Origin of the sequence: Arenibacter lacus (genome assembly GCF_008711145.1) — a bacterium.
Classification (GTDB): Bacteria; Bacteroidota; Bacteroidia; order Flavobacteriales; family Flavobacteriaceae; genus Arenibacter; species Arenibacter amylolyticus.
Genome location: NZ_VVIN01000025.1, coordinates 42,747 through 51,806 on the forward strand (window position 1 = coordinate 42,747; position 9,060 = coordinate 51,806).

General features: G+C 41.2%; 7 protein-coding genes. 6 read left to right on the top strand and 1 reads right to left on the bottom strand.

All coding sequences use genetic code 11. The features are described from left to right. Positions 1-35: 35 nt before the first annotated feature. Positions 36-914: a DUF6268 family outer membrane beta-barrel protein gene (locus F1E73_RS09255; RefSeq protein WP_140157777.1), complete on the top strand. Its 879-nt coding sequence runs from the start codon at positions 36-38 to the stop codon at positions 912-914. A gap of 9 nt (positions 915-923) precedes the next feature. Then, entirely contained in the window at positions 924-2,087 is a 1,164-nt protein-coding gene (locus tag F1E73_RS09260; RefSeq protein WP_086478418.1) for a sigma-54-dependent transcriptional regulator, read from the top strand. Positions 2,088-2,187: 100 nt separating this feature from the next. On the opposite strand, the gene F1E73_RS09265 is transcribed toward F1E73_RS09260, so the two are convergent. After that, positions 2,188-2,910 carry a hypothetical protein gene (locus F1E73_RS09265; protein WP_086478419.1) on the bottom strand — a complete coding sequence of 241 codons (723 nt, stop codon included), beginning with the start codon at positions 2,908-2,910 and terminating at the stop codon, positions 2,188-2,190. Positions 2,911-3,393: 483 nt separating this feature from the next. Here F1E73_RS09265 and F1E73_RS09270 point away from each other — a divergent pair, with 483 nt between their 5' ends. The 4 genes from F1E73_RS09270 to F1E73_RS09285 all read left to right on the top strand — a co-directional run bounded on the left by F1E73_RS09270 (position 3,394) and on the right by F1E73_RS09285 (position 8,836). Beyond that, positions 3,394-4,272, top strand: a complete 879-nt coding sequence (locus F1E73_RS09270; protein ID WP_150451752.1) for a PPK2 family polyphosphate kinase — start codon at positions 3,394-3,396, stop codon at positions 4,270-4,272. Further along, the gene (locus F1E73_RS09275) at positions 4,269-5,657 is read left to right on the top strand and encodes a M28 family peptidase (RefSeq protein ID WP_086478421.1); all 1,389 of its coding nucleotides are present in this window, start codon (positions 4,269-4,271) and stop codon (positions 5,655-5,657) included. The genes F1E73_RS09270 and F1E73_RS09275 overlap by 4 nt, the downstream gene beginning before the upstream one ends. Before the next feature lie 59 nt (positions 5,658-5,716). Further along, positions 5,717-7,762 (top strand): M13 family metallopeptidase, encoded by a 2,046-nt coding sequence (locus F1E73_RS09280; protein ID WP_086478422.1) that lies wholly within the window; start codon positions 5,717-5,719, stop codon positions 7,760-7,762. Between the two features lie 141 nt (positions 7,763-7,903). Continuing rightward, complete coding sequence (locus F1E73_RS09285) at positions 7,904-8,836, top strand: peptidylprolyl isomerase (protein ID WP_086478423.1); 933 nt, start codon at positions 7,904-7,906, stop codon at positions 8,834-8,836. The last annotated feature ends 224 nt before the right edge of the window (positions 8,837-9,060 follow it).

A 9,060-nucleotide genomic window follows, 5' to 3' on the forward strand; every position in this document is an offset into this window, starting at 1 on the left:
CCAGATTTCTTCCAGTTTTTTACACTACTACAAAAATGAATAAAAGATCGATAAGGATAGTTGCTATCCTTGCAATGGGCATAATTAGCCAAATGGCAATGGCACAGACTCCAGATATATTTAGGTTGGAGTATATGTTGATGCCCAGAAATAATGCGGACGCCAAGCTTTCTAGAATAAAACTCGTAGCTAACCTACCCATAAAGGTAGGAGAGGAAGATAATATTATTGTGGGAGCGGAATACAATAGGATTACGTTCGATTTAATGAGGGGTGAGCCCTATAACGACCAAATTCTGAATAATTTTCATGTGATGGACATAAATATGGCCTATATCTATCAGTTTCGATCAGATTGGCGTTTTGTGGGGGTCCTTACTCCTCGTATCGCCTCTACCCTTGTACAGCCGTTGGAAAAGGGAGATGTTTCTATAAACGCAACTGTGGGGGCTATTATGGATAGGCCCTTGGCCGACAAACCAACACGCTTGGTATTGGGAATAGCGTACAATTCTACCGTTGCCCTAAGGATACCACTACCTGTTATATATTTTGAAAAGCGGTTTCATCCCAATTGGACCTATGTGGTAGGGGCGCCAAAAAGTGGAATGAAATATCACTTAGGTGAAAACCATATGTTGCAGACAGAATTTATTTTAGATGGTTATTATGTAAACCTCCAGAGTTCGGTGATCAGTTCAGATTCTGGGCTAGGCTCCTCTATTTCCAGTTCTGCAGCCTTGGTAACCTTGGGGTACCAATATACCTTGGCAAAAAATATGTTCCTTTATGGCTATTTTGGACATACCCTATTTCAGGATGGTGTGCTAAGGGATAAAGAAAGAAATGATATTTTTACTTTGAATGACGAGCCAAGTTTTTATTTTAGGACTGGTTTTAGAATAGGAATTTAAATTACAACGATGGCAAAAATTTTGGTTATTGAAGATGAACCCGCTATTAGAAGGGTTTTGGTGAAAATTCTATCGGAGGAAAATGATAAGTATACGGTAGAAGAGGCTGAAAACGGGCAACAAGGGCTAGAGGCCATTAAAAAGGGCGAGTTCGACCTTGTGCTCTGCGACATAAAAATGCCAAAAATAGATGGGGTGGAAGTATTGGAAACTGCAAAAAAGTTGAAGCCCGAAATTCCGTTTATTATGATTTCGGGTCACGGCGATTTAGATACCGCAGTGAATACGATGCGCTTGGGCGCTTTTGATTATATTTCCAAACCACCAGATTTAAACCGCCTCCTGACTACGGTGCGCAATGCCTTGGACCGTAAGGAACTTGTAGTGGAGAATAAGATTCTTAAGAAAAAAGTAAGTAAGAACTATGAAATGATCGGGGAGAGCAAGGAGATAGAAAAGGTGAAAGAGATCCTAGAGAAAGTTGCTCCCACAGACGCCAGGGTACTTATTACCGGAGCCAACGGTACCGGAAAAGAACTGGTGGCCCATTGGATCCATGAAAAAAGTGAACGCAGTTCCTTTCCCATGATAGAGGTTAACTGTGCTGCAATTCCGTCAGAGTTAATTGAGAGTGAGCTATTCGGTCATGTTAAAGGCGCTTTTACCTCTGCTGTGAAAGATAGGGCCGGAAAATTTGAAGCCGCCCAAAAAGGAACTATTTTCCTAGATGAAATTGGGGATATGAGCCTATCTGCACAGGCAAAAGTGCTGAGGGCACTGCAGGAAAATAAAATTTCTAGAGTAGGATCGGATAAGGATATAAAAGTAGACGTAAGGGTAGTGGCCGCAACCAACAAAGATTTGAAAAAAGAAATTGCCGAAAAGAGATTCAGGGAAGACCTTTACCATCGGTTGGCGGTAATACTTATAGAAGTGCCATCCTTAAATGAAAGACGGGAAGACATCCCCTTACTGATATCCCATTTCGCAAAAAAAATTGCAGAGGAACAGGGGACAGCGGAAAAAACATTTTCTAAAAAAGCTATTTCGCTATTGCAAAGCTACGATTGGACTGGAAACATCCGTGAATTGCGAAATGTAGTGGAAAGACTTATTATTCTAGGTGGGAAAGAAGTCACCGAGGAAAATGTAAAGATGTTTGCCAGTAAATAGCAAGGACCCATGGCAGTAGGTGAATGAAAAAGAATGTCTTTATACCGCTATTGTAGGGGGTGTAAGCGACACTTTAACTTAGCGGGCTAGACTGCGGAAATCAATCATCAGGCTGATTCTTTGAGCTCTGTGCCAGCTTGGCACAATCCCCAAGGTCTTTCAGGGCTTGGGTGACTATTTCCCTGGTTTTTAGATGGTAATATCGTTTTCCTTCACTGAGACTGGGTAGCGCAAGTTCTTTGTCGGAAAGGTTTTGGACCGACTTAGCATAATTGTAGGCCATCTCGCAATCTACAGATTGGACCACTTCATTTAAAGATGCCTTAAAGCGCTTCAAGGATTGGTCTATCTTTTTCTGCAATTCCGTATTGTTCAATTTCTTTAATACCTTGTTATTCGCTATGGATTCGGACGTATTTAAAGTTAAGAGGTCACTGTTGAATTGCGAGTTATGGGTGTCGTGCTGCTCCAATGATTCTGTTCCGTCTTCTATATTAGTCAGTGCCTTATTTAACAGGATTCTAGAACTGGCAAGAGTGCTTGCCTTAGTAGCATTCTTAAGATTGTCTAAGCCTTCAATAATTAATTGGGTCCCTTGTTCACAACCGCATTCAGCTAAACTGGGTTTGGATTTTTCTAGGGCATTCAGGGCCCTATAGGTGAAGAATTTGGTCATTTTATGGTCTTCGGCAGATATAGCCTTTTTGGTCTGTGTAAGGATGTAGCCCATGTTAGACCCGGCATAGTCACATGGTTTGCTGGTGGTGAAGGAAGCAAAAACCAGGACGACTAATCCACAAAGTAGGTGAAAAAGAGTTTTCATACCGTAGGTTTATTATTGGTTATATCTGGGGAAACAACGCCATAAATATAGTCTTACCCCAATATAATGCCTTATTTATTCGATAAGGGGTGTTTTATGGTGTATGTTTCGTAAAATAATTAGTATTTGGGTGGGTGTTGTTCATGCTTTATTGGGATTTTGTAGATAAGTTACCATTATGTAAAGGTTAATGGGAGGATATAGATGCTGATTGGAAAGTTAGCTGCTTCCAAAAAATGGTTATTGGGTAATTCACCTGGTTGTAAGATTTAATAGAACCACCATTTAAGGTGGGTAATCGTTTTGTTAACAAGGAATAAAGAGTACATCACTATAATTTCTTATATTTTACCCTTGTAACTACTCCTTTTTTTCTGGACCTAACTATAGTTTATGAATTGAGTATGACAGAAAACCCGTTGCATATACGAATGGAACTAGGCGAAGTGGTTGTACAGTCGTAAAACTAATTACCATCAACATATGAAAAATATAACATCTGCCAATTATAAGGTAACCGAGAAGATAGACCTGGAATCCATTGCAACCTATAATGATTTTGGAACTTCCAATAAAAAACTTCGAAAGTCATTAAAGGAGATTAGAATAATGCTAGGGGCGTTTCAGGATACCCTATATGCCCATTCTAAATACAGTGTACTCATTTGTATCCAAGGCATGGATACCGCAGGGAAGGATAGTTTAATCCGGGAAGTGTTTAAAGATTTCAACGCACGCGGGGTAGTAGTACATAGTTTTAAAGTACCTACCGCACTAGAGTTAAAACACGATTACCTTTGGCGTCATTATATAGCTTTGCCAGCCAAGGGAAAATTCGGCGTATTTAATCGTACTCATTACGAGAATGTATTGGTAACACGGGTGCATCCAGAATACATCCTAAATGAAAATATTCCGGGAATTGATAAGGTGTCGGACCTAGATCAAGAGTTTTGGGATACACGCTTTGAACAAATCAATAACTTTGAACGACATCTTGCCCAAAATGGAACCATTATCTTTAAATTCTTTCTTCATTTATCCAAGGAAGAGCAACGGCAGCGACTATTAAGACGCTTGGCACTAAAAAGAAAAAACTGGAAATTCTCCCCTGGAGATTTAAAGGAGCGTCTTTTATGGGGTAAGTATCAAGTTTGTTATGAGGAAGCAATCAATAAAACCTCTAAACCGCATGCTCCTTGGTTTATAATCCCTGCAGATAATAAGAAGGCGGCAAGGGTAATTGTAGCGTCTATATTATTGGAAGAATTAACAAAATATAAAGAAATTAAAGAGCCTGAACTTGACGATAAAATTAAGGCCAATTTAGAAATCTATAAAAAACAATTGGAAAGCGAATGAAATATTTTTGGTTAGCAGTACTGTTAATTAGTATGCCTATCCAGGCGCGGCAACAACAAGACAAGGAACAGCTTAGGGACATTTACCACCAGGCACTGTCTAATGGCCAGGGATATACTTGGCTCAACTATCTATCCAACCAAATTGGAGCGCGACTCCCAGGCTCCCTACAAGCGGAAAAAGCAGTGAACTATACCAAATCTGTCTTAGATTCCATGGGGTTAGATAAAGTTTGGCTGCAGCCGGTCACGGTGCAGAAATGGGTGAGGGGTTTACCAGAATTCGCCTATTTAGAGAGTAGTTCCGGATTTACCAACAATGTGCCCGTTAGAGCCTTGGTAGGATCTGTTGCTACTCCATTGGGCGGAATAAAGGCCAAGGTGGTGGAGGTACATGGTATAGAAGGCTTAAAAACCATGGGGAAAGACAAAATACAAGGAAAGATTGTTTTTTTCAACAAACCCATGGATCCTACCATTATAGATACTTTTGAAGCCTATAAGGAAGCCGTGGATCAATACTATTCCGGTGCAGTGGAAGCAGGCAAGTATGGGGCCGTTGGGGTTATTGTAAGGTCGTTAAATCTGCGATTGGACGACTACCCACATACGGCTGCCATGAGTTATGGAGATACTCCTATGGAGAAAAGGATTCCGGCTGCGGCCATCAGTACCAATGGTGCAGAGCTACTGAGTGCCTCTTTAAAATTGAACCCCGAAATTCAATTCTCTTTTAGGCAAAACTGTAAAATATTGCTCGATGTGAAATCCTATAATGTAATTGGTGAAATTAAGGGAAATACATATCCTGATGAGATTGTAATGGTAGGCGGACAATTGGACTCCTGGGATCTAGGGGATGGTTCCCATTTCAATGGTGCAGGAGTAGTGCAGAGTATGGAGGTGTTACGTTTATTAAAAGCTACAGGGTACCGACCAAAGCGGACCGTTCGGGTGGTTTTATTTATGAATGGACAAGATGGACTTGGCGGAACCACTGCCTATGCCAAAAATGCTGTGCAGAAAAAGGAAAACCACATTTTGGCCTTGGAAAATACTGCAGGCGGATTTTCGCCTAGGGGATTTTCCTTAGCGGCCAATCAGGCTAATTTTAACCAAGTGCTTGGTTGGAAGCAGCTATTTCTGCCGTATATGATTCATCTTTTTGAGGAAGGGAGTAATAAACTGGATATAAATCTGTTAAATAATGGAGATATGGTGTTCGCCAGCTTAAAACCCGATACCCACCGCATTTTTGATCACCACAATTCGGACAATGATACTTTTGAGCATATCAATAAACGGGAACTGGAACTTGGAGCCGCTGCCATGGCGAGTCTAGTTTATTTATTTGATTCCTATGGGCTGGAAAGTCCTAACAATTAACACATTTATTTCTAGTATCAGCTTTTTACTTAATTTTATCGATCTTTAAAAACAACTCAATGAAAAACAAATTTGTAATTGCATTACTGGGACTTGCGGTGATGAACTCCTGTAAGGAGAACGCTCCCAAAAATGACCCCGAGCCAAGAGGTATTATCTTGGCAAATATGGACACTACAGTGAGTCCTAGAACAAACTTCTACGATTATGTAAATGGGACTTGGATGAAGGAAACCCAAATTCCTGATGACCGATCTAGTTGGGGTGGCTTTAGCGTACTTAGGAAGTCGACCGATGAAAATGTATTAGGGATTATCGCCAGAGCTAAGGAAAGCAATAAATATGGAGCCGATACAGATCAAGCAAAAGCCTTATTCTTATTCGATTCCAAAATGGATACCACCTCGCGTAATCAATTGGGAATAAGCCCTCTTCAGCCTACCTTAAATGCTATAGATAAGGCTGCGAACATGTTAGAACTACAAACCTTACTGGTTAAAGATCCTGCAGCCAGCGCACCTTTTATTAGCTTGTACGCATCAGCAGATCTAAACAACAGCACCATGAACGCTGCATATTTTTCTCCAAGCAGATTGGGGCTGCCAGATCGTGATTACTATTTGGATCAAGATGCTAAATCCAAGGAAATTCGCGAAGAGTATGTGAATTATATGGTAAAAATGCTTCAGTTTTTGGGGGATGACGAAACATCGGCCCAAAATTCCGCAAGGAAAATATTGGCCATGGAAACTGCCCTGGCGAAGCCACGCCTAGATAAGGTGGAAAGCAGGGATGCTAGAAACTTTAACAATCCCAAAACAATAGCAGAGACCCAAGCTTTGATTCCCGCTTTGGATATTAAGAAATTTATAGCGGATTTGGGGATAAACAAGCCAGTAGACACCCTTCTTGTGACCCAGCCAAAATACACAAAGGAACTTAACCAGTTTTTACAAAGCAACTCCCTGGAGGATATCAAGACCTTGGTGCGTTGGAGCACGTTCAATAATGCGGCTTCTATGCTGAGTACAGACATAGAGGATACTAGTTGGGGGTTTTATAGTAATTATCTAAGAGGGGATAAAGAGCAGCGTCCTGCTGATGAGCGGGCATTGGCCATGGTAAATGGATCTATTGGTGAAGCCTTGGGACAATTATATGTAGATGAAATGTTTCCCCCAGAAGCCAAGGAAAAAGCGGAAGCGATGATTGCCAATGTTATTTCGGCTTTTCAAGTGCGAATCAATAAGTTAGATTGGATGGGCGAGGAAACCAAGCAGAAAGCCATCGAGAAATTGGATAAATTTACGGTTAAGATTGGTTATCCAGACAAGTGGGAAGATTACTCTAACATGAAGGTCACAGAAAACAACGGCTATTTTGACAATGTAATGGCAGTGCAAACATGGAGAAAGGAAAAGAACATGTCGGAAATTGGAGAGCCAGTAGACAAGACTAAATGGGGGATGTCTCCACAGACTGTGAACGCCTACTTTCACCCCTTAAACAACGAAATAGTTTTTCCTGCTGCCATACTACAGCCCCCATTCTATGATTATTTGGCAGATGAGGCTGTGAATTATGGAGGAATTGGAGCGGTAATTGGCCATGAAATTTCGCATGCCTTTGACGATAGCGGTTCTAGATTTGATGCCAATGGAAATTTGGTGAACTGGTGGACAGAGGAGGATCTGGCCAGATTTACCGAGCGCAGTGCTGCCCTTGCAGATCAGTATGATAAAATTGAAGTGTTAGACAGTGTATTTATAAATGGAAAATTCACCCTAGGAGAAAATATTGGTGACCTTGGCGGGGTGTTGGCTGCCTATGACGGACTTCAACAATATTTTGAGAATAATGGGAGACCAGAAAATATTGACGGATTTACCCCAGAACAACGTTTCTTTATGTCTTGGGCAACTATCTGGAGAACCCTTTCCAGAGATGAGGCCCTACGGACACAAGTGAGAACTGATCCACATTCCCCAGGTAGGTATAGGGCAACCCAACCCTTGCAAAATATAGATGCTTTTTACGAAGCTTTCAATATTCAGCCTGGTGATCCCATGTATTTGGATCCAGAGGAGCGGGTGCGAATTTGGTAATAAACCATAAGATTAGAATGATAAAGGGAGCTTTTTAAGCTCCCTTTTTTGTTGCTTCAAATACGGTCGCTTTTGAAAAAAAGCAATTGTTTTATACTCCAAAACAAAATACTACCTTTGTTCCTCACAAAAAACAGCGATATGCAAGACGGAATATATGCAAGATTCAATACCTCTAAGGGAGAGATATTGGTAAAACTTACCCACGATAAAACCCCTGGCACCGTAGGGAACTTCGTGGCTTTGGCAGAAGGTAACTTGGAAAACAGTGTTAAACCGCAAGGGAAACCCTACTATGACGGATTAAAGTTTCATAGGGTAATTCCAGATTTTATGATCCAAGGAGGATGTCCTCTAGGTACTGGAACTGGCGACGGTGGATATAAGTTTGACGATGAGTTTCATCCAGAGCTTACCCATAATGGCCCAGGAGTACTTTCCATGGCAAATGCCGGACCAGGAACAAATGGAACACAATTTTTTATTACGCATGTTGCAACCCCTTGGTTAGACAATAAGCATACTGTTTTTGGACACGTTGTAGAAGGACAAGAGGTAGTTGATACTATTGCACAAGGTGATAAGATAGAAAAGCTAAGCATAGAGCGAGTAGGGGCCGATGCGGAAAATTGGAACGCCGTAGAGGCTTTTAGAACTTTTGAAGGCTCTAGGGAAAAAAGATTGGCCGAGGAAAAAAAGCGAATGGCCGCTGAAATGGATAAGGTAGCTGCCGGTTTTGAGGAAACTGACAGTGGACTTAGATATAAGATTATTCAAAATGGCGATGGAGCAAAACCAGAGAGTGGTGAGAACGTTTCAGTGCATTATGAAGGTGCTTTGTTAAACGGTCAGGTCTTTGATTCTTCCTATAAGAGAAAAGAACCTATTACCTTTCAATTGGGCGTAGGACAGGTTATCCCAGGCTGGGATGAAGGTATCCAACTATTAAAGGTAGGTGATAAGGCAAGGTTTGTAATCCCTTCCAACTTGGCTTACGGAAGTGCCGGAGCCGGTGGGGTAATTCCTCCTAACGCTACCCTTATTTTTGATGTAGAGCTGATGGGAATCAGTTAAACAATAACAGGCTGGAGGTCCTTAATGGTACGCCAGCTTTCTATTGGGCTAAAAAGCCAATCTGTTTTTCCCTTTCCGAAGGGGTTGAACGTCAAAAAAAAAAGCTGAGTAGCAATTAAATATACAACAAAAGGTCCTGACAGTTGGTTAGGGCCTTTTTTCCTGTCTTCGTCACTTTTTTGCAACACCCAACATAAAATACAGATAATCAGTGTTTTACATTA

Bases quoted from the DNA above. Each gene is read 5' to 3' on its own strand.
- F1E73_RS09255 (WP_140157777.1), top strand. From the start codon at position 36: ATGAATAAAAGATCGATAAGGATAGTTGCTATCCTTGCAATGGGCATA.
- F1E73_RS09260 (WP_086478418.1), top strand. From the start codon at position 924: ATGGCAAAAATTTTGGTTATTGAAGATGAACCCGCTATTAGAAGGGTT.
- F1E73_RS09265 (WP_086478419.1), bottom strand. From the start codon at position 2,910: ATGAAAACTCTTTTTCACCTACTTTGTGGATTAGTCGTCCTGGTTTTT.
- F1E73_RS09270 (WP_150451752.1), top strand. From the start codon at position 3,394: ATGAAAAATATAACATCTGCCAATTATAAGGTAACCGAGAAGATAGAC.
- F1E73_RS09275 (WP_086478421.1), top strand. From the start codon at position 4,269: ATGAAATATTTTTGGTTAGCAGTACTGTTAATTAGTATGCCTATCCAG.
- F1E73_RS09280 (WP_086478422.1), top strand. From the start codon at position 5,717: ATGAAAAACAAATTTGTAATTGCATTACTGGGACTTGCGGTGATGAAC.
- F1E73_RS09285 (WP_086478423.1), top strand. From the start codon at position 7,904: ATGCAAGACGGAATATATGCAAGATTCAATACCTCTAAGGGAGAGATA.